The 20,463-nt window shown below is 42.6% G+C and carries 23 protein-coding genes; 1 reads left to right on the forward strand and 22 read right to left on the reverse strand.

Annotated elements, in window-relative coordinates; genetic code table 11:
* Window positions 1–5: 5 nt before the first annotated feature.
* The 16 genes from NSQ83_RS14360 to NSQ83_RS14435 all read right to left on the reverse strand — a co-directional run bounded on the left by NSQ83_RS14360 (window position 6) and on the right by NSQ83_RS14435 (window position 13,256).
* On the reverse strand, window positions 6–839 hold the full coding sequence (locus NSQ83_RS14360) for a phage tail domain-containing protein (protein WP_167568563.1): 834 nt from the start codon (window positions 837–839) through the stop codon (window positions 6–8).
* A 12-nt stretch (window positions 840–851) separates the two neighbouring features.
* The gene (locus NSQ83_RS14365) at window positions 852–4,628 is read right to left on the reverse strand and encodes a phage tail tape measure protein (RefSeq protein ID WP_167568561.1); all 3,777 of its coding nucleotides are present in this window, start codon (window positions 4,626–4,628) and stop codon (window positions 852–854) included.
* A 62-nt stretch (window positions 4,629–4,690) separates the two neighbouring features.
* Window positions 4,691–4,873, reverse strand: a complete 183-nt coding sequence (locus NSQ83_RS14370) for a hypothetical protein (protein ID WP_032731905.1) — start codon at window positions 4,871–4,873, stop codon at window positions 4,691–4,693.
* 11 nt (window positions 4,874–4,884) lie between these two features.
* Window positions 4,885–5,247, reverse strand: a complete 363-nt coding sequence (locus NSQ83_RS14375; protein WP_167568559.1) for a hypothetical protein — start codon at window positions 5,245–5,247, stop codon at window positions 4,885–4,887.
* 56 nt (window positions 5,248–5,303) lie between these two features.
* A complete protein-coding gene (locus NSQ83_RS14380; RefSeq protein WP_069839632.1) occupies window positions 5,304–5,885 on the reverse strand; it encodes a major tail protein in 582 nt (193 codons plus the stop codon).
* Window positions 5,878–6,297 (reverse strand): DUF3168 domain-containing protein, encoded by a 420-nt coding sequence (locus NSQ83_RS14385; RefSeq protein WP_046160692.1) that lies wholly within the window; start codon window positions 6,295–6,297, stop codon window positions 5,878–5,880. The genes NSQ83_RS14380 and NSQ83_RS14385 overlap by 8 nt, the downstream gene beginning before the upstream one ends.
* Window positions 6,294–6,686 (reverse strand): HK97-gp10 family putative phage morphogenesis protein, encoded by a 393-nt coding sequence (locus NSQ83_RS14390; RefSeq protein WP_031600548.1) that lies wholly within the window; start codon window positions 6,684–6,686, stop codon window positions 6,294–6,296. The genes NSQ83_RS14385 and NSQ83_RS14390 overlap by 4 nt, the downstream gene beginning before the upstream one ends.
* A complete protein-coding gene (locus tag NSQ83_RS14395) occupies window positions 6,686–7,012 on the reverse strand; it encodes a phage head closure protein (protein ID WP_014479873.1) in 327 nt (108 codons plus the stop codon). Before NSQ83_RS14395 ends, NSQ83_RS14390 begins: the two co-directional genes overlap by 1 nt.
* Complete coding sequence (locus tag NSQ83_RS14400) at window positions 7,002–7,295, reverse strand: head-tail connector protein (RefSeq protein WP_088326043.1); 294 nt, start codon at window positions 7,293–7,295, stop codon at window positions 7,002–7,004. The genes NSQ83_RS14395 and NSQ83_RS14400 overlap by 11 nt, the downstream gene beginning before the upstream one ends.
* 54 nt (window positions 7,296–7,349) lie before the next feature.
* On the reverse strand, window positions 7,350–7,742 hold the full coding sequence (locus tag NSQ83_RS14405) for a collagen-like protein (protein ID WP_095374967.1): 393 nt from the start codon (window positions 7,740–7,742) through the stop codon (window positions 7,350–7,352).
* Between the two features lie 26 nt (window positions 7,743–7,768).
* Window positions 7,769–8,971 (reverse strand): phage major capsid protein, encoded by a 1,203-nt coding sequence (locus NSQ83_RS14410; RefSeq protein ID WP_167568557.1) that lies wholly within the window; start codon window positions 8,969–8,971, stop codon window positions 7,769–7,771.
* A gap of 48 nt (window positions 8,972–9,019) precedes the next feature.
* Window positions 9,020–9,616, reverse strand: a complete 597-nt coding sequence (locus tag NSQ83_RS14415) for an HK97 family phage prohead protease (protein ID WP_069839638.1) — start codon at window positions 9,614–9,616, stop codon at window positions 9,020–9,022.
* Window positions 9,609–10,835, reverse strand: a complete 1,227-nt coding sequence (locus NSQ83_RS14420) for a phage portal protein (RefSeq protein WP_167568555.1) — start codon at window positions 10,833–10,835, stop codon at window positions 9,609–9,611. The genes NSQ83_RS14415 and NSQ83_RS14420 overlap by 8 nt, the downstream gene beginning before the upstream one ends.
* Before the next feature lie 4 nt (window positions 10,836–10,839).
* Window positions 10,840–11,046, reverse strand: coding sequence for a hypothetical protein (locus NSQ83_RS14425; protein WP_167568553.1), 207 nt, complete (start codon window positions 11,044–11,046; stop codon window positions 10,840–10,842).
* 16 nt (window positions 11,047–11,062) lie between these two features.
* The gene (locus NSQ83_RS14430; RefSeq protein WP_250634741.1) at window positions 11,063–12,679 is read right to left on the reverse strand and encodes a terminase TerL endonuclease subunit; all 1,617 of its coding nucleotides are present in this window, start codon (window positions 12,677–12,679) and stop codon (window positions 11,063–11,065) included.
* Window positions 12,680–12,761: 82 nt separating this feature from the next.
* A complete protein-coding gene (locus NSQ83_RS14435; RefSeq protein ID WP_043856938.1) occupies window positions 12,762–13,256 on the reverse strand; it encodes a phage terminase small subunit P27 family in 495 nt (164 codons plus the stop codon).
* A gap of 801 nt (window positions 13,257–14,057) precedes the next feature.
* On the opposite strand from NSQ83_RS14435, the gene NSQ83_RS14440 reads away from it, so the two are divergent.
* Window positions 14,058–14,285, forward strand: coding sequence for a hypothetical protein (locus NSQ83_RS14440; protein ID WP_167568551.1), 228 nt, complete (start codon window positions 14,058–14,060; stop codon window positions 14,283–14,285).
* A gap of 80 nt (window positions 14,286–14,365) precedes the next feature.
* On the opposite strand, the gene NSQ83_RS14445 is transcribed toward NSQ83_RS14440, so the two are convergent.
* From NSQ83_RS14445 to NSQ83_RS14470, 6 genes are all read right to left on the reverse strand, one after another.
* Entirely contained in the window at window positions 14,366–15,001 is a 636-nt protein-coding gene (locus NSQ83_RS14445) for an SLATT domain-containing protein (RefSeq protein ID WP_167568549.1), read from the reverse strand.
* Between the two features lie 450 nt (window positions 15,002–15,451).
* Entirely contained in the window at window positions 15,452–15,832 is a 381-nt protein-coding gene (locus NSQ83_RS14450; RefSeq protein WP_167568547.1) for an ArpU family phage packaging/lysis transcriptional regulator, read from the reverse strand.
* Window positions 15,829–17,184 (reverse strand): DEAD/DEAH box helicase, encoded by a 1,356-nt coding sequence (locus NSQ83_RS14455; protein ID WP_167568545.1) that lies wholly within the window; start codon window positions 17,182–17,184, stop codon window positions 15,829–15,831. Before NSQ83_RS14455 ends, NSQ83_RS14450 begins: the two co-directional genes overlap by 4 nt.
* Window positions 17,126–17,458, reverse strand: a complete 333-nt coding sequence (locus NSQ83_RS14460) for a VRR-NUC domain-containing protein (RefSeq protein ID WP_063124472.1) — start codon at window positions 17,456–17,458, stop codon at window positions 17,126–17,128. The genes NSQ83_RS14455 and NSQ83_RS14460 overlap by 59 nt, the downstream gene beginning before the upstream one ends.
* A gap of 281 nt (window positions 17,459–17,739) precedes the next feature.
* Window positions 17,740–20,154, reverse strand: coding sequence for a virulence-associated E family protein (locus NSQ83_RS14465; RefSeq protein ID WP_213418943.1), 2,415 nt, complete (start codon window positions 20,152–20,154; stop codon window positions 17,740–17,742).
* 19 nt (window positions 20,155–20,173) lie between these two features.
* A complete protein-coding gene (locus NSQ83_RS14470; RefSeq protein WP_095374961.1) occupies window positions 20,174–20,356 on the reverse strand; it encodes a hypothetical protein in 183 nt (60 codons plus the stop codon).
* Window positions 20,357–20,463 lie beyond the last annotated feature (107 nt).

Consider the following 20,463-nt stretch of genomic DNA (forward strand, 5'->3'; position numbering starts at 1 on the left):
ACCCCCTATTTATAATAAAAGTGTGTAATGAATCGGATATCGCTGTAGGTAGCGCCGGCAATCCTAAATTGATTCTGGCCGGCTGCTAGAGTCGGGAACCGCCCACTTCTATCGAAAATAGGCGCAGAGTTCTTCAAAATGTGATGTTTCAAAAGCGTTATCTTATCCATTTTTGAAAATTTCCCGTTCAGCGTCAGGGTCTCATTTGTTGTGATATTAGTGATTGAAATATCAGTACCCTGCAGATACATTTCGACGTTGTAATTGTAGTTAATCGGGTCCAGTCTTACGTCCCCTATGTTATCCACTACAAAAGAGTTTTTATTTTGAAAGTGAAACACAGGTGTTGAGTCCCGGCGGATATTCATGCCCAAGTGAAACTTTTCGTCCTTCAATTCCATAGATGCAGTGCTGTCATTTAAAGACTCAGCAAGACCCTGAATGGCCGTTAATGTAATATCCACTTCCTGATACTTTTTGCCGTTTTCTTGATAGATGGAAAATGCGTCATCACATGTAACAAGCCAACGTTTATAAGGCTGCTGTGTATTGATCACATAGTAGGGGTCCTCTCTTATAAAAAGGTTGTAAACGGCATCCCTTTTGATCTGGAACTGATAAGAGCTGTTTGCCTCCACAATCACTTTTATGTTGATTTTTCTTTCTGTGTAGCGCCCAGTGTTCCCCTGCTTAAGCATCATTGTCCCATTAATGAGCGCGTTTGTTCCTGCCGTCTGCCTTTCGAACACTGGCGCCTCCGGCCTAAATGAAGAAAGCGAGACACCTGGAAGAGTCTCGCTTAAATACTTGCCGTCTATTATTAGATCATAGTTTATCAACCTACCACTCTCCTAAGAGAAGCTTACATTATTCAGCAATCCCTTTTGGTTTCTTTCCTTGTTGTATGCTTCGTCTTGAATTTTATTTAATTCCTGGACACTTAGTATTACATTCGGGTCTTTCGCCACAAGCTGCGTTAATAGTCTTACCGTTTGGCTTAACAGATTAATTTCCGCTTGCTGATTGCTGTTTTGTTGCTGCAGTAAAGTCACCATGGTTTTCAATGCGTTTGCATCGCTTGAGCTTGACCGGCTTTCCGGCTCATACCCAACCATTTTACCCGCCTGGCTGAGAACCTTATGAGCTTGGCTGCGCCTAAATTGACGCAACGGCAGCAACATTTCTCCTTTATGCACCTCAGCCATATGATCACGCGTAATTAATCCGCCTGTATCGTAACCGATGTAACGGCCGCCGCGTGCCATAGACTTCAAGCCTGGATGATTCAGAATGCCCCCATATCGACTATTGAGATAGTTGATTGAAGCTAGAATTTGGTGTACAGGGTTTTTGATATTCCCGTATCCTGGTTCTTTGTTAGCTTCGAAGGTGCTTGGAATGAACTGCATAAGCCCCTGGGAAGGATGCCCCGCTTTCCAGTTTGAATCCCATCTGTTTACGACATTCGGATTTCCGCCTGATTCCTTCATCGCTATTGTCTCAAGTGCTGAGGCATATTCTGAACCCAGCCCTTTTATCTTTAAGGCTTGAGCAACCCACTTTTTGACGGCTGCAGTGCCGCCTTCACCGAAGTTGCTTGATTCTCCAAACTTATCTTTAATGAAATTAACAAAATTCTTTTTGATAAGGGAGAAAGAACCCTTTAGGACATCGCCGGTAATGCCATTTACTTTAGGCAGTTTTAACCCCAGCTTTTCAATAACCTTTTTGATAAGTTTTGATGGGTTGCTGATATAGTCAAATACATCTAAGGCAAGGTCCTTCACTTTTCCAACGGCCGCCTTTGCTCCATTCCACATTTTAGAAATGAAACCTTCTTTCTTCTTTGTTCCGTTCGCATAAGCTGGAATTCCAGAAAGAAAAGCTCTCGTGTCAATTGCTGACAAGACTTGTGTTCCTTTGGGAAGGTTCATAAGTGTATCAGTCGCCGGACTGAGTCCCATGTGACCCGAAGGGGTGATAAAAGCCTCTGGTCCTGCATTTGAACCTCTACCATCACCGAGAATTGCCGGGCCTCCTGGATGCCCACCAGTACCATTTGCATACTGCGGAACTTCCCATTTAGGGATTTTAGTATCAACCCCGATTTTTCCTAAAATCCAGTTGATACCCTGCTGAGTAAAGCCGTTGATGATTTTACCGAATCCCCGGAGCGTTCTGTTTCCAAACGCTTTTATTCCGTCCCAGGCTTTGCCTGCCATGCTCTTAATTCCGTCACCCATTTTTTTAGGCAATGACTTGGCAGCATCGACAATATCCCAGAATTTCTTAACAATGCCGTCTTTCATATCACCGACAATTTTAAACGCTTTGTCTTTAAGGTATGTGAACATTTTTCCCGCATTTGAGGCTCCATCTTTAAATAAACTTTTGATCCACCCCCACATTTTTGGAAAAATGCCCTTTAAGCCAGCGCCGAGAGCCTTGGCACCGCCGAGAATCTTGCCGAAAAATGAAAGTTGGATTGCATTCCAGACAACTTTTATCGCGCCAGAAAATATTTTCTTAATTCCTTCCCACATTTTTGAAAAATTCCCGGTTAGTAACCCAGAAAAAACGAGGATAACGCCCTGGATAATTGAAATAGCGCCAGTGATGACGCCCTTTATATTCCCCCAAACAGAACGTATGATCGCAAGTACAGCCGGCATGACAAATTGGACAACGGACCACACATTTTGGAGGGCTTGAGAGATCACGGAACCGTTTTGCTCCCAGAAAGACTTCCATTGTCCAGTGAGTTGACCAATAAACGACATCACGCCGCCTAGTGCCTGTTTGACCAGAGGACCAAGAGTTCCAAAAACTTGGGATGCAATAGTGCCGAGAGCCGAAAAGGTCGGCTTCATGGCGTCAAAACTTGCCTTCATGTTGGATATGATGGGCTGTGCCTGCTGCTTAAAGCCCGAAAAAGCTGTCTTGATATTGTTTATCCCGTCGATAATGGTTTGGACCGTTAACACCGGGAAAAAGTCCATCAGTTTATCGGCACCTTTTGACGTATCACCATTGAAAACGTCCATAATGCCAGAGAAAATAGTCTTTAGATTCTTTCCGGCATTCGCGATATTGTTAAAAGTCGGTTCAAGGCTTTTCATGCCAGACTCTAAGCCAGCCATGACCGGTTCAAGTAAGCTTAGGACCCCATTTCCAATAGGCTCTAACGACGCCAAGGCAGAACGGCCAATTTTTTTAAGCCTTGTCCCAAAATTATCTTGTAGGGCCTGGCCTGCTTTTTTGGTTGCTCCACTTGTATTTGAAAAGCTATTCTCTATGTTAGCCAGGGCAGAGACGCCTTTTTGTCCTAAATCCTCGAACTGCGTACCCATAATTTGCTGCCCTATCTTATAGGCATCGCTTTTGTTTTTCATGCCGTCAATATCTTTCATAACGGCCGAGAAAACCAGGTCGCCGCCCTTCCCAGTCTTTTTAAACTGAGCGTATAAATCTTGGGTGTGTTTTGATAGTGACTGCATGGCTTCGTCTGCTGTTCCGTCTGATAAACGAATGTTCATTTCTTTGATCAGATCGCCAACCTTATCCAGCTGGAACGCTCCTGATTCAGCACCCGCCTGAAAGACTGAAAACATTCTTTGTGTGGAGAATCCTGCAGCTGCAAACTGATTGGAATATTCGTTAATCGAATCTAAGAACTCTCCGGAATAATCAAGGCCCTTCTGAAAACCACTGGTGATCATGTCCATTGCTGCATCAGTGGAAAGTCCATCAAATGAATTTTGCATTGCGTTGATTGACTTTGTAATGTCATTCCCGTCTTGGTCAAAAGCTTTAGCGATGGTCATGGTGCCCTTCGTGACTTCTTTTACCGTGTCATCGGTTGCACCTTTTAGCGATTTCACGTTTTGTTTTACGTTGACGAGTGCGTTTTTAGCCTCCCCAACGCTGTCACCGAAACCATCAGCCCACAAGCTTTTTGCTGAACTTGCAACCTTCTGAGCCTCTTTTTCCGTAAGCCCTAATTGAGCCCGAATTTCTCCCTGGGCCGCCTGCGTATCCAGTGCCATTTTGGCACCAAGCCCGCCGATTGCAGCTGTTAGGGCACCGACACTGGCAACGCCTGCAGTCAACGCACCGACCAGGCCGACTTTTATAAAAGAACTGAATTTGGATACTTTCCCGCCGGCGTCACCACTTGCATCACCGATCTCTCTTTGGCTGTCCGTCAACTCATCTGCGCTTTCACTTGCTTGGCTTTGGGCTTGTTCTAGCCTTTGGTATTGCATCTGTGCGCGCCGCAGAGACCCTTCCAGAGAATGATACGATTGAATCTGCGTATTGAGCCGCTGGGCGTATTTCTGGGCCTGCTGTGAGCCTTCGCCGTATAGCTCAACCTGTTTCTCGTAAGATTTCCGGTATTCTTCCACAATCCTCTCTTGAATGGAAAGCTCATTTGATAAACCTTCAACCTGCTTTTTGCTGGCCGTGAGTTCATCACCCATCGCTTTAAACTCTTGAACAGTCGCTTTTGTGGCTGTCCGTGCTGTTTTGAGGTTATTTCTAAGACCGGTTATCCCTCTGTTTACGCCGGCATCGTTTAGCGTGGTGTTAATGACTAAATTTCCTATTGGTCTGCCTTCTGTCGCCAAATAGTTACCTCCCTTCTATCGTTTTTTAGAAATACAAAAAGAGCGCCTTTACAGACACCCTTTTACAAAGTTGCACCGAATATTTGATAAGCAGGGACAAGTTTGTTTTCTTCCTCATGCTTGTAAGTTGCAAGATCAAAAAAGCGTTGTACATCCATGTCATCTATTTCATGAAGCTTGTAACCATTTTCCATCAAGTCAAGATACATTTGCTTCATCCTGTTAAGATAGTCCCTGTAGGTCATTGGCTTCCCTGTTATTTTTGAGACTCCACGGCCTTCTTCTTCAATTGAGCCTTTTTTTTATCTTTAACCATAACCTGATCAATAATATCTCTGAGCCAGTCAAATAAATCATCAGATTGAACACCGTCTAGAATATCATCAAATGTAAATTGATTTTTGAATATGTCCAAAACAAGAGTGATCATGTCATCCATTACATCATGCTCTGTCATTCCCGATTCTTCATCCATTGCATTTGCATGTATTTCTAAAGCTCTATACGTATATCTTGCTGTAACAATTGGCTGAACAAATGTTTTTTCTGGAACAGATACAATTTCGCCGTTTTCATCTACTTCAGCTAGGGCATAATCTCTTAAAACTGCTTTAACCATTGTGAAACCCACCTTTTAATTTTTATAGAAAAAGCAGCCGCTGTCCGGCTGCCAGTTTATTTTCCTAAGTCTGCACTTACTTCTTCTGTTGTCATGCCGTCTGGCAGCATCCCATAAGCACGTTCATAGAATTTTTCTAATGTGAATCCATCGTTTTGATCGTAACCAATCAGGAACACAAGCCCGTCCGATTTACGCGGCAAGAATTGCCCTTCGATCGTATCTGTTTGATAGTCAACTTTATCTTCTTTCGTTTTCCCCTCCACAGAAGGGATGCCAAATTTCCCTTTTAACAGAGCGTAATACACATAGCCTTTCTCATGGTGTTTTTGACGCCATGTAATGCACACGTAAGGCGGCTCCATATCTTTGTGGTACTCTTCAATACCATCAACAACCTTCACACCTAAAAGAGTTCTTTTCATTTCGGTAGTAAGGTCTGCGACATTTAACTCAAGTTTTGTTTCACTGACTCCTGTACTTTTCACCGCAAAAATGCCGTCATCTGCATAAAGAGGTGATAGTTCAGAAGAAACATCCAGCTTCGCTTCAATTGCCCCAGGCATATCTACGATAGCAGAGGCTTTTTCATCAACAAGCTCGGCATATTTAATGCCGCTTAGTCCCGTCTTAGCCATTCATATCATCCTTTTCTATGTTTATTTTTTGAATATCAATTAATTTGGTCGCTCTGTATCTCCGGGCGTACCGGTATAGAGCAATATCTGGGTCACGGTCAAAGGCTGACGCATATTGCTTGTAGTCGTTCTCTGCCATGATCTGATCAATCACAGGCTGTATAGCCTGGGCGTCCTTTATGGTTTTAGTCCATAAATCTATTTGAATATCAACCTCAAATGTTAGGGCCCTATCGTCCGCATAGTCTTTTCTGTGGCTCTCAAGCTCGTTAATGCGAATCATCGGGGCCTTTTCTATGTCCTGATCTTCTTCTGGAACAAAGACCAGGAATATCCGGTCACTGTCCACAAGAGAAGTAAGGGTTTCGTTTTCACTTAAAAGCTTTTCAACTTCCTGAATGGGAAGCATCATAGTCCCAGCTCCCTCATGTATACTTGCTGTACGATCTGCAAAACCGTTTGCTCCATTTCGTTTGATGTCCTCTCAATGAAGTGCTGCGGGGGCTGCTTGATCGTTCCAAAGTTAGAGAAGTGCAGGCGGGAGGCTGTTTCTTTCCCATAACCCACACTTGCATATATCTCCCCGTCTTCCTTGGCCTTTGAGTACACCACATTATCTTTCATGTGTACTTTGTGGGGATCGTGGTCGCTTTCTCTGCCTCGGGGCGTATTACGTTCCAGCGCCTCAGCAAAAACCTGTGCGCCTGCCTGGACGGCTGCTTTGGCTGCCCTGGTATTTTTTCTTGCAAGCTTATCAAGCTCTTTTTCTATACCGCCGATACCGTCATCTTGCCGCGCCATCAGCTCACCTTCTCCGCAAACACATTGATCAGGTTTTTGTCCTGAGAGTTTGGGAGAATGTCTTTTATTTCATAAAGCTCGTCATCATGAAGAACATGCATGTTATTTGTCGCTTTCTTAACTTGCTGATAGCGAATAATGAACGTAATGCTGTTCTCTAAGAAGGTGCCAGCTGTCGTGAGCTTTTCTCTTAACTTCTGTTCTCTTATCTCAGCCCAGCAAGAAAACAAGGGCTCATTTACCTCAATATTCTCCCTGGTTTCCGGGTCCTTCCCGTTCTTTCGTGTAACAAAAGTGATGCGTGTATTGAGCCGGCTAAATTCCATCTGTATACGCCCCTCTGAATTGCTGAATAAAGTTTGTTACGCCGAAAGGTATTTCTTGCAACGCTTTGTCCATTGAGGATACGCGCTGTTCATACCAGGCGCCGACCAGGAACATGACAGCTGTATCAAATTTAGGGTTGTTTTGAAAGAAAGCGTCCCTGTTTGGCGAAAGCGTTACGGCATCTTTTATATAATCTTCCGCAGTATCTTTCAGCTGCTCGATGAACCCATCATCAAAGTTGTGATCTATCCTCATCGCAAGCTTTAATTCTTCCAGCGTCATTCAAACACTCCTTTACAAACAAAAAGGGACGCCGGTATGCGTCCCATTACGTCATTATTTTGCTTGTGCTGCTTGTTCCAAGGCTTCAATACGTTTAACAAGTTCATTGTATTGCTCTTCCGTCCCAAAGCCGTCTTTACCAGGGTCGCCCTTGTCTCCTTTAGGACCTTGCGGGCCAGCTTCACCCTGAGGACCCTGGGCGCCTGTCTTTCCTTGAGGACCTTGTGGGCCCGTGTCTCCTTTCGGTCCCTGCTCGCCAGGGTCGCCTTTAGGACCCTGCGGACCTGCTGGGCCTTGAGGTCCTTGTTCTCCCTGCATCCCCTTGATAAATAGGGGGTTTTCTTCACTGTTTCCGCCAAGATAAACTCGGGTAATCGGTTTTCCGTCCGTGTCCATTTCCGATGCAGTCCATACGTTTCCACTTTTATTTAGAAATTCTTCTGCCATGTTCAATCATCCTTTTCAATTATTTTTTATTGGCCCACGTCTACCGCTGACTGATCTTCTGTGCTAGTTGTTGTTTGATTAATAGTGACAAAGTAACCGGCTTTCTCATCAGCTTTTTTCACGTCAAAACGAACTGCCAGAGAAAGGACCTGACCGTAAACGTCATTCTCAACCCATTTCGCCGTAGCCTCCACACGGTTTGCGAAGAAGACGGCTTTTTTCAAGTCTCCGATAAACATAACCGCGTCGCCAGCTTTCTCACCTAGAACAGTATCGTCCACAACATTGACCTGGCTACCAAGCAGCATCTTTCCTGTTGGTGTAGAAATGTCCTGACGTAAAATGTACTGGCCGTTTTTATCTTTCAACGTATCAAGGAATTGAAACGCTGATGCAGTCGCAACAATATTTCTGGCGTATGCTTGCTTTAAATCAACATTTAAGATGCGTTTGATTTCGTCTGTACCTGTCACTGATTTGGCTGGGAATGACCGAAGAACCTCCGCCACTTTTGTATTTTTTGTGATACGTTTAACCTGCTGCAGATGATTTGCCACGATGGCAGTCAAATCCACACCCGAATCATCAATAGCCTCCTGAGAAATAGGCAGATGACCGCGATATGTTTCTACGGCCCAAGGTACTTTATTGAACTTAGGTTTCGCCAATTCAGGGTTTTTCTCTAATTCCGCCACAGAGACTAGACCTGTATCAGCGTTTGCTAGAACCGGATAACTACCGGAAGCAGTGGTCACATTCACGTTATTAACAATTGCGGCAAGGTCCACAACATCTTCTGGTTCCTGTTGGGGTTTGGTGATTACATCAATTGGAATAATCGCCTCAGCGCCATCAGATTTCAACCCGTCGCGTTTCTCCCCTTTTGATCGCAAAAACTCTTCAAAAGCTCTTACCTCTTCTGTCTTACCTGGTTTGATGATTGTACGGAAGCCTCCGCCATGCATTGATCTTTTCTCCTCGTCGTCTTCTTTACCGCCAGCTGGTGCTGGGTTCTCTGGCTTGAGTCCTGCTAACTCCTCATACTCCGCAAGCTTTTTTTGCAGGGTGTCAAGCTCTTCTTTCATGGAAGTGATTTCACCTTTCAAAGCAGTTGCTTCATCCAGCTTGTCTTCCTCTGCTCGTTTATGGGCTTCTGTGATTTTTGTATTAATAGCCGTTTGTTTTTTAGTAATCTGTGATCTTAGTTCCTTAATTTTTTCAGATAACATGTGTTTGCTCCTTTTCAAATAAAATAAGCACCCGGTTTTCGAGTGCTTTTACAATCCCATTTTTAATAAATCCAGCTGCAGCAGCAGCTTTTCTTTTTCCGGATTCCGGTTTCTTTCCTCGTACTGCTGTAAATTCCGTTTTGCAATTGTCACGTCAGTGTCTTCATAAGCCGGATAAGTAACGACTGACACATCTGTAAGCTTTGAAATGTTTCTCAAGCTCCGCAACGGCAGGCCAGTTTCCTGGTCACGAGTAAAACTGTCTCCATCCTTCCCCAGCATGAAGCCGAAAGAACAATTTGAGATATTGCCAACCCGCAGATTTTCGTATAAATCCGATGCGTACTGTGTATTCGGCAAAGTAACGTCGAATCTTAAGCCGATGTCATCAACTTCAAGCTTAAGCGTGCCGGCAGACGTACGGCCGAGAATCTTGGATGGGTCATGATCAATCAATGCCCGTACATCGCTCATGTCTGTCTGATCAAGGGCCCTTTTATCAATCATTTCAATGAAACCGCCCAAATTGTGGCTGCGGGTGCCGAATTTCAAAGCATAACCACTTATCACTTTTGGGCCGTCATCGTCTGAATGAGCTTTTAAGGCCCCTTCCTGCGACGTTCTAATCTCTACTTCCTTAGACATTCCCCTCACCTCCTTCACCTGCTGACGAGATAGGCAGGCTCTTTGCTTTTGCTTTCTGAATCTCGTCCATCGAATCAATGTTTACATAGTTCAAACTCATGTAACGCTTATCCCCGTTTGGTATTGGCTCGTAACCATACTCAGCCAGGGCATTGTTTAGAGAGAAAATACCGTTTTGCAGCAGGGCAATAACATTCTCGCGCTTTGTTTTCGCGTCCGTTTCTCTAAATCGCCGTGTGTCGAATTGAAATTTCCGCTGCAGGTTTAAAGGGTACGGCAGCATTTTGAAATTAAGCTCTGAGGCGATGGCCGCAAAATAGTTTGAAAGTGTATTTGTCAGATAGTCCAGGTTCGCTTGTTCTAGTGAGGTGTTTACCTGCTCAATGCCCAGCTTGTGCGCCGGCAGCCCGAACACTTTGGCTATCTGTTTCGTTGAATGCGTGTAGTTATTCACGACCTCAAGCACTTTTGTATTGATTTCTAACTGGCTAAACTCCATATTTTCATCAAGTACAACAACCCGTTGCTGATTCTTAATGCCAGAGTTTGCTTTTTCAAATTCATTACGGATTTTGTCCTTTGCCTCAGGAGATAAATGACCTTTTTTCATGTTTACAATACCGCTTAAGTTGACGCCTCTTCTGAAAAAGTCTGTAACAAGGCGTTTCCCAGCCTCCTGGCTTTCAATTTCATGCTTAAGACTAGAAAGAGGACTCATGCCCGTTATTCCGTCCATGCTGAAAAATTTAATGTGCAGTACATTTTCCGGCTTCAAGACTCTTTCTTTGCCGCCAGACGGATAATACCGGTACAGTATTTCATTCCGGTCCTGCAGCTGCTCGGCATAGACTTCACTGTTCAATAAGTGAATCAGCTCTAAAGGCGTTCCCTCTTTGTCCCGGACTATTTCCGCGTAAGACTGGCCATTCATTAGTGCGTTAGCCACAAGAATGAATTTAAAAAAGTACCCTGAATAATAATCATTAGGCTTCTCATTCAGTAACCTGAACAGATCGGAATCCTTTTCCTCAACACCATTTTGGTGAACCATAATTGGTGACGCTGCAATATCAGAGGAAAGAGTGAGAACCGCCGTGAATACATCGCTGTTTTTAATCGCACTGACGGACGTGTAAGACAGCCCGTCCAAGCCGAGAATGATTTCATTGAACTCTCGTGCTCCTGGGCTCTGCTTATCTAACGATCGAAAGAATGCCACTCAATCACCTCCCTTCCTCTTCTTTTGGATTCAGCAAGAAGGCAATAAGAACGAGAAAAAGACCCGCCACAATAAAGCCGGCTACTGGATGAAGATAGAAAACCCCATAGTCGATAACAAACAAGCCGGCCAAAAATAAAAGAGTATGCAAGTTCAACTTAATAAACTGACATACTCCCAACAAAAATGTATTTATTTTTCCGATTTTCATGGCGCCCCTCCTTTTCCTAAAGAGTGAATTCTTCGCTTTCGTAATAAGAGTTCCAATCAAATTCATCTGTGTAATAGTGCATCGCTTCATAGTGAGCCGTGATCATTGCCGCGATCGGGTCAATTTTCTCACGGTTCTTATCTTTATCAATCCTGATTAAATCATTAAACTCTTTGACTATTGCATTGTTTACGGCAATTGTCAGTAAAGGATTGTCAGTGTGAATGATGCGCTTATCATAAACACATAGCCGGAAGTCTTTTGCTGGTGGGGAAAGTCGCTTCGCCCCCTGCCCCACTTCAATTAACGGGTATTCTTCCAGCTCATTCAACACCAAGGAAATAGCATGAGGGTCATAAAGAATGCCTTTAACCTTAAGCTTTTGCGACTTAATTCTATGCTTAATGTAGTCGATGACCTGCTGCTGATTGATTATCCCGGTTTCTTTATCAGTAATGGTGCAGTAACCCCGGTCAGCCATCTCCCTATAGTCAATTTTGTCCCGGCTTATTTTTTGGTCTAGGCCGCCCTTTGTCGCAACAAATGAATGACTGTCAACGTAATACCTTCTTGCCTCGTCATCAAGTGGATAAATCCAGGACGCAGCCGTTAGATCGTCTGACCTTGACATGTCCAGCCCAATATAAACCTCTCGACCGACAAGGTCCGGCGCTTCGTCCACGGCACAGGCGTTCCAATCGTCAATAGAGATAAAACTTTCTTCACTCACTTGCCGCCACACATTAAAGTTTTTCACGTATAAAGCATTTAGGTTCCGCTGCTCTTTTGCGGCTATCAAGTCCATCTTTAATGACTCCATGACGGTTTCGCCAATCTCTGGATGCTCCAAGATAGGGTTTGACTTTATCCATGTTTCTGGGAGCTCCGCCTCTTTTTCAACGTCGTCCTGTTCATAAATAGCTATGAAATAGTCATCCATAGACCGCTCTTTTCTTAAAACCTTTTTCAGCATTTGAACTTCCCTATACATTGGGACGTTTGGGTTTAATCCTGCTGTGCTGATAATTGCAAGCAAGCTATTTTTTAAAGCGATCTGACCCGATTTTAAAAGGTTGTACATTTTCAAATCTTGACTTTCGTGCCATTCGTCTATGATTGCGACTGTTGCCGCAAATCCGTCTCCCGTAGACGTATCAGAGGAAATGGGATATGCCGTGCTGCCTGAATACAAGTCTTTTATTTCAGCGTCTAAAATTTTGACTCTCTTTTTCATGGCTTTTGAACCATTTGTCAATGTTCTTATTTGGTCTTTCATATACTCAAAGCCGATTCTCGCCTGTTTTAAGGCATTGGAGGCAAATACAATTTTCCTGTTGCGTTTTGGTGTTTCGCAGAGGAAAAACTCATTCGTTCCCATCGTCGAGACTAAAAACGTTTTCCCATTACGCCGGGCCTTTGTTATTAGTGCTCTTTTAAATCGTCGGTTGCCATTATCTTTTCTTTTCCAACCAAAGATACTTCCAATAATCCATTTTTGATATGACAACAATTCTACCGGTTCACCAGTCTCAGGGTTTGGCAATATTTCAGTAAAGTCAATTCTTGCGTTTGCCTCTTCCACATCAAAATAATAGTTGAAAGGTGCAAGTTTCGATCTTTCCAAATCCTCCATATGCCTTTTGCAAGCAAGAATGATATACTCACCCGCAACAATCTCGCCGCTTATAACCGCTTGGGCATATGCCTTTACATGATCAACCATTCTTACCACGGCTTTTCATGAATTTTGTGATTGGGTCCTCTTCGCCCTCATCATCACCCAAGCCAACAAGACGCAGCCTTGAGTCTAATGAAAGCCCTAACTGACCTGCTATTCCGCGTATCTCTTTTGACATGCTATTCATGATATCAACGGACGGGTTTTTCTTTTTGACAGGAAAGCCTTTGCTGTTTATTTCTTCGATCGTTTGACCGTTTTGGTTAATGTCATTTAGCGCTATCCTGTACTGTGCGTAGCTGTTACAAAACAGAGCAAAGAGCGTCCTGTCTAATTCTGATATTGGCAGCTCGCTGAGATAAGGGTATATTCTTTCCCATTCATTTTTCGCCATTGTCGAAAGCCAGTAGGGTGGTTTCTCTTGCAATGGCGTAAAACCTTTTAATTTTTCTTCCTGCTGCTGCCGTTTCTGCAATTCATCTTTAGATATTTGTCCTTTTAGTGTTTCCGTCATTTGTTTTCTTCTCGCCAATAAAAACCACCACCTTTCAGCGAATTTCCGCACTACTGATTTTCAACAAATGAACGCATAATAAAAACGCCGATCAACTTATGCTGGATAAGGGATCAAGCGCAAAGAACTCATATTCAAAAACGGCTCAAAATAGTAAAAATCAAAATTTCATTTCAACAAATTTTACGAAGAAGAGGGGGCGCCGATGCCCAGGAAATTTTTTTTGGTACCCGGTTAAAGTTCGGGGGGACTTAAAGCGACAAAATTAATGCTGTAGTGGAAATAATGACGCTGATACCACTCGCAATAATTCCGATCAAATGAAACGTTCTGTTGCTCATCTAATTACCTTCTCCTTTCCCAAACGTGATTTGGTTATGATGATACTGACATAACACCTCAAGATTATTTAAGTCAGTACGTGCCTGAATGTTGTTTAGAACGTCTCTAAGCTCTTTGAACTTGTGATGAACTACTAACCTATGAGACTTATTCAAACGTCCCTGTGAGGCACAGACGGCACAATGATAGTTACTTTCTCTAAGCTTCTGTTCACGAAGAAGCTTCCACTCTCTCGAATGGTAATAGGAATAGCGTCTATTGTTCTCCCTGTTGTACCTCACATCTTTGTTGTACTGCTTGTCAGCATAGCCCTTGTGCTTCTCACAAAAACGCTGTGTCCAGTCCACATAGTTTCGGCAGGCTGGCGCATTACATCTTTTTAACGGCAGGATTATCACTTCCTTTCCTTTTATCAACTAGAAAAATATAACACTTCAATTCCCAAATACGATATAATTTAACCAGGAGGTGATAAATATGGCTGATATTACAACTAAACCAACCCCTATTCAGCGTAATTCATTGGATGTTGCAACTGAATTAACTCAGTTACATTTAAAGGAATTTTCAATAGCTGATGAAAAGGAAATAGCTGATCTTTATGCAAGATATTACACATTAGCTGTCACATTGAAAAATAAAAGCTATGTAGAATTATTAGGTTTTCTTCCCGAAGAAATCAGAAGTAAAATTACAAGAAGATAACTCGCACCACCTATCTCTTTTGTAGCTGCAAAGTAGCATTTACAGAGAATATAAAAAAAGCACCTAATAGGGTGCTTTTTTTATAAATGTATTGCTAACAGTGAATTAAGCCATGTGTATAAGACAATTGCAAAAATAATTATAATCGGATAAATCGCGACAAGAAATTTAACAACACGATCTCGCCAAACATATTGATTTATTTTAGAGGCGTATTTTTCTCTAGTTTTTTTATTACTCACGTAGTAATCAATATCTAAATGATTCTCTTTTTCAAGTAATAATTTCTCATATTCTCTATGCAAGCCTTTGATTTCTTCATCAGTTATTGACTCTGGATCGCACTCTCTTCTCTCAATTTTATTTAATAAAATATCTAAGTTTTGATAATTCAATTCGAAGCTACTTGCTCTTTCTTTATAATTTTTAATATTAAGAAACATCGTAAAAAAAGTTAAAGAAAGAGAAAATATTAAGAGTATTTTAGTTGCTACAAGGTTTTCTTTGTCATTGCCCATATTTAAAAACCATACAGAGAAAATCAATACCAATAGAGAATAAAAATAGGAGACCTTCTCAAAAAACTCATGCCGTTCTCGCAATCTTTTTGATGCTTGTATTCTAGCCTTGCGAGTAAATCTAACTCTTCTTTTCAAGTCTTCAAATACATCAAAATTTGTTTTTTCCAACTTCTCTTCTTTGTCTAAGTTACACATTTTGTAGATCCCCCCCCCCACCTTATTATCGGTGAAAGTAAAGGACAAAGGAACAATTTGCAAAATTTGTCGAAAAAAAGTTTAATGCCCCCCTTATGCTAGTTGCTTAAGCTAATTGATCTTACAAATACTTCGAGAGGACGCCAAGTATAGTAAGACCGATCAATGAAATACGATATTACTATCCTCCCGATACGGACGCCTCAGACTAGCTGCTATCCAGGCTCAGAATGTTCCTCTCGTTTTGGCTTCATTCCTCAACACCTTTGTTCCGTATCCGAATTCGTCTTGATAAGGGAAAGACGCATCTCCCGTATATTTCGATAAGTTTTATTTATCGTATTTCGTTGATAGGTAAAGTTTATCGGGATTTCAAACATAAATAGTCTCCTTTTTTGGGCCCCTTTTTGTATCCTTAAAAGTCCGTTTTTTGTCCAAAAGAAAAAGCACTCAGATGATTCCAAGTGCTGTAGCAAGGCGGTATATCGCCCTTTTTTTCAATTCGTAATAAGTGTTTTTCTTGATACCTAAATCCATATATATACTTATGTCTTTGACTGCGGTTGCCGTTAGATATTTCTTTTCAATGATCAAACGTTCTAAATCATCCAGGCTATTTTGTAACGCTCGTTCCATTTGCTTCACCTTTAGCTCATTGATGTTATGCGAATCCCTAAGAGAAGGAAAAAGACTCATGCCCGCGCTTTCGCATTCTCTCTTGTTTTCAATTTGTACTTTTAAGGCTCTATAATCTTTTAGCTCTTTGATAACTATTTTTCTTACGGCTCTTGCATCCACTGGACTCATAAATGAAAGCTGTTCTGCTGTCATGTTAATTTCTCCAATCTTGCTTTGACTGCCTCCAATAAAGCATTTTGCCCGACGGCTTTACTCTTTAAAGCCCGCATAACATCTTCATCCACAGTGCCCTCTGTGACTAGATGGTTCACGATTACACTATGTTTTTGCCCTTGACGGTCAAGTCTTGCATTTGCTTGCTGATACAGTTCAAGACTCCAAGTCATTCCAAACCATACAATGATATGGCCTCCATCCTGTAAATTTAGTCCGTGCCCTGTAGATGCTGGATGTGCTAGAAGCATTTCAATTTCCCCTTTGTTCCAGTCAGCTATCTCTTTGCTGCTGTCTAACGTCTTTGCCTTCTTAAATTTTTGCTGAATGCGTTCAAGATCGTGCTTGTATGAATAAAAGACAAGAATAGGCTTGCCGTTGGCTGCTTCCACTATGTCCTCTAATGCATTTAGTTTTTCATCATGAAGTTTTTGAATTTCTCCATTTTCGTCATATACGGCACCGTTCGCCAGCTGCAATAGTTTGTTTGAAAGAACTGCTGCAGTATCAGCCACAACATCGCCATCTAAAAATGGAAGAAGCAAATCCTTTTCAAGTTGTTTGTATTTCGCTTTAATTTTCTCAGGCATTCGTACTTTCACAACATTATCGATTCGCTCAGGCAGTTCAAGCCAATCTCTGGCCTGCATACTAATGCAAATATCAGACACTTTTTTATGAATGGCCTCTTCGGCTCCTTCTCTAAGCTTCCAGCTGTATATAACAGTTCTATTTCTTTGATCAGGCTGAAAGTATTTCTCTCTATAACTGGTGACGGTTTTACCCAATCGCTCTCCCTGATCTAACAAATACATTTGCGGCCATAAATCAATCAAACTGTTTGGGGCGGGTGTTCCTGTCAGGCCCACAATTCTTTTTATAAAAGGCCTAACTTTCTTCAAGGCCCGGAACCGTTTTGCCTTAGATGATTTAAAGCTGGAAAGCTCATCTATCACCACCATGTCAAAGGGCCATTCTTTGCCATAAAAATTAACAAGCCATTCAATATTTTCACGGTTAATAACGTATACGTCAGCTTTAGTATCTAGGGCCATAATTCTGGATGATTCAGGGCCCAACACCTTCGATACTTTTAAATGGGAAGTGTGGTCCCATTTTTCTGTCTCTCTTGACCAAGTATCTTCTGCCACCCTTAAAGGCGCGATTACCAAGACCTTTGATACATCAAAATAATCATACAGGAGGTCCGATACTGCTGTTAATGTACTTACGGTTTTCCCCATCCCCATATCAAGAAAAAGACCTGCTGCCTCAGTTTCTATAATGTGTTTGATCGCATGCTCTTGATATTGATGTGGTTTGAACTCCATGAAATGCCCTCCTAACAAAAGCTTTTACTGTATCTGTAGAATCTAATACTCGAACCTCAAAGCCCAAGGCTTCTAAATCCTTTTTTCGTTTCACTTGTAAAGGCCTCAACTTTTCTCCCGGCGCTTTCATTTCCGCAAAAACAGCCCTTCCCCCAGGTAAAAGCACAAGCCTATCAGGCACCCCAGATAAACCAGGGGATACGAATTTCATCGCCTTGCCTCCATACCTTTCAACCTCCCGTTTGAGAAGTCGCTCTAATTGACTTTCCTTCAAAACTGCCTTCACTCCTTTTAACCGGTATCCATAGTTGCCATAATTGCCATAGCCTATCTATGTTCATGAAATAAAGAGATTATAGGGATTTTCTTACGTGTGTACGCTATATTCTTTTATTTTTATATTTACATAGATAATATGGATACCATGGATACCAATATAGGCTGGGCCCTTGATACTGCTGGATTTATTACGGTATCCATACTCTTAAATTATGGATACTAGTATGGATACCATGGATACCGGATTTAGATTTACCTAAATTAGTATGGATACCGTTAATTCACTCTTATAAAAGCTCTTTGTACACCATACAAACGCCCAAATTTCATCCTGCCACGGCTCTCAGTGTATGGCGCCCAGCCAGGAAGCCTTCGCAAAATATCGTTTATCTCACGAGCCTGAATAGGGGTCATTTGCTTAGGGTCGCCCCCAAATAGTTCAACCCACACCTCCATGGCACAAACTCTTTCACGCTTAACGGTCCCTTTCGTCTCTCCATTGAAGTCGTAACCTTGTAGAAAATTCCTTCTTTCGCTAATGTCTTTTTTGTCCCAATCTTCGGGAAGAAGAGTGTTTAAATATTCCTCAATCAAGCCAGCTTTTGCACTGTCTTCGGTGTGAAGCTCTTGGGCTTCTTTGGCGGCCTCTTCTAACTCGCCTGTGAGATAAAGGGGCTCTTTTTCGTGCCAACAATCAACGGCCTCAGCCCATATCTGATCAATCTCATATTGGTTAAGGTCTTTCCAAATGCTTTTTGTTCTTTCCTGTGCTGCCACAACAACGGGCCAAAAGCGTCGGTTCCCTGTTCTGTCTTTCAAGAAAGTCACATCGTTGGTGGAGCCAAAGAAAACGCACTGTCTCGGGAAAACAGATATTTGTCGGCCGTATGCAACCCTATAGCTGTCCTCCTGCTTGGAAATAAAGTGCTTTACTGCCTCAGCTTCTGCTTTTCGGGTCGCAGACAATTCGGCCAGCTCTATCAGCCAGGCACCTTGCAATTGTTCATAGGCTTCTTTCCCTTGAACTGTTGTAATTGAGTCAGAATGCCAACCCATTCCAAGTTTTTTAATGATGAAGCTTTTCCCCACACCCTGGGGCCCTACCATGACCAAAACGTTATCAAATTTCACGCCTGGCTTAAGAACGCGTCCAACGGCTGCAGTGAAAATCTTTCGAGTAACGGCCCGGACATACTCCGTATCCTCTGCGCCCAGGTATTCAATAAAAAGCGTGTCAAGACGGGGCAGCCCGTCCCATTCTAAGCTGTTTAAATAATCTTGTACCGGATGAAATTTATTTTTCCCTTGAACCTCCATTAAGGCATCATGAACCTTGCCTTGTCCGGAAATTTTATAGATTGTCTCTAAGTAGTTTCTTAAAGAGGCATCGTCCCTGTCCGTCCAGTAATCTCCCTCCGATAGTTTACGCCAAGGCAGATCACCCAAAACGGCAGCCCTATGTGAAAAGTCATTCCACGCGATTTTCCCAGCAAGCCGGGGGTCATTCTGCAGAATCAAGATAATGTTTTTGGCCGTCGAAAGAACATCGCCGTTTTTCTTTACGTCCAGATGCTCTAACCAATCCATGTCCGAATCGTCAACAACCCCAAACTCTTCACTCGCCTGGGCCAGCTTTTCTTGCCCGATTGTGCGTTTTACATTTTTATCATTTAAAGCAAAATCCGACATAGCCGTGAATGATGGCAGACGAACAACCGGCGTATTTGGGTCAGCTTCTTCATCACGCATACCAAACTTATGGATTCTAACTAAATCGAAAGCATTGACTAAAAGACCTCCGACCGGGTCCGTCCCGTGATGGGAATATGCAAATTTTTCGTCGTCGTAGAGAATTAAACCGCCATTAGTGGACCCTTCTTTATAAGTGAAACGCCCTGGCCCAGCTTCTTCATAAACATCAGATAAAAACGTTTCAATTACTTCCGGAATCGAATAGGTTCGGCAGAAGGCTCCGACCATTCCGTTTTTCTCATGAGGATCACCTTGTTTATCTGCAAGCTTTTGCCGGCTCTTTTGAATCCTGGATGATTCCGGCCAATATGATGGGTCGGTCCAGTCTTCATAGCTGGCTAGAACTTCATCGGGGTCAAGCCAGGCTTCATCTTGTAATTTAAAAACGTATTCGCCGTCTTTAGACGTTGACGGCCAGTACATCAACCGGTGAGGCTGATAAGTCGTATCATCGAAAAAATCAATACCAATATCAGCTGCTAGTTTGCGCGATACTGCCTGGTATTCATCAGGTGTAACGGCCCGCCTTAACGGAATCACTAGTCTCAAGCGTGGCGTTTCTTTGCTGTGCTTATGTGTTGAATAGGCTGCACATGCAAAGTCGTACATCATTTCTACTGACGCCCAGAGATCGCCTTTTATGAAATCGGCGTCTAGGGTGACAATTTGACGCCAGGCTACTGTATCTGTTTTCCGGCGGCCACCTTTTAAAGAGCCCCCAACAAACCCGCCAACATCTTTTATTTGGTCCTGCTGTGACTTGGACATTTTTTTATATTCTGCATAGGTTTCATTCGTGTAATTTGGTGTTGATAATTTTTTCAGCAGATCGGACCATAGCATATCTTTATTTTTCCAAGCCTTATCCCAACGGTTGCGCCCAATTGCTATGGTGATAGACCCGTCATGCTGCACTCGATTTTTTAAAGCTGTTTCCATCACCGGACACTCCCCCTTTTCATTCCGCTAAAGGTACTAATTTTCGAGGCTGTTCAAGTACGCCTTCTAAAATATTTAAAACTGATTCAAAGCGCTCATTACCCCAGGGCCCATAAATTTTATTTTTGATGATCAAAATAAACTCGGTTTCGGTCCCAATGCAGCCAAAATCCCCAAGTGAATAATTTTTAATAATAGCCATCACTTACCATCCCTTTCTATCCATTCGTAATATTCGACTTCCTTTTTCCTCACTGAGAATAAAAGCCCGAACACGGCTATTAGACTTCTTATAAAACTCATAATCTC

This window comes from Bacillus sp. PS217, assembly GCF_037963535.1.
In the GTDB taxonomy this organism is placed as follows: Bacteria; Bacillota; Bacilli; order Bacillales; family Bacillaceae; genus Bacillus; species Bacillus subtilis.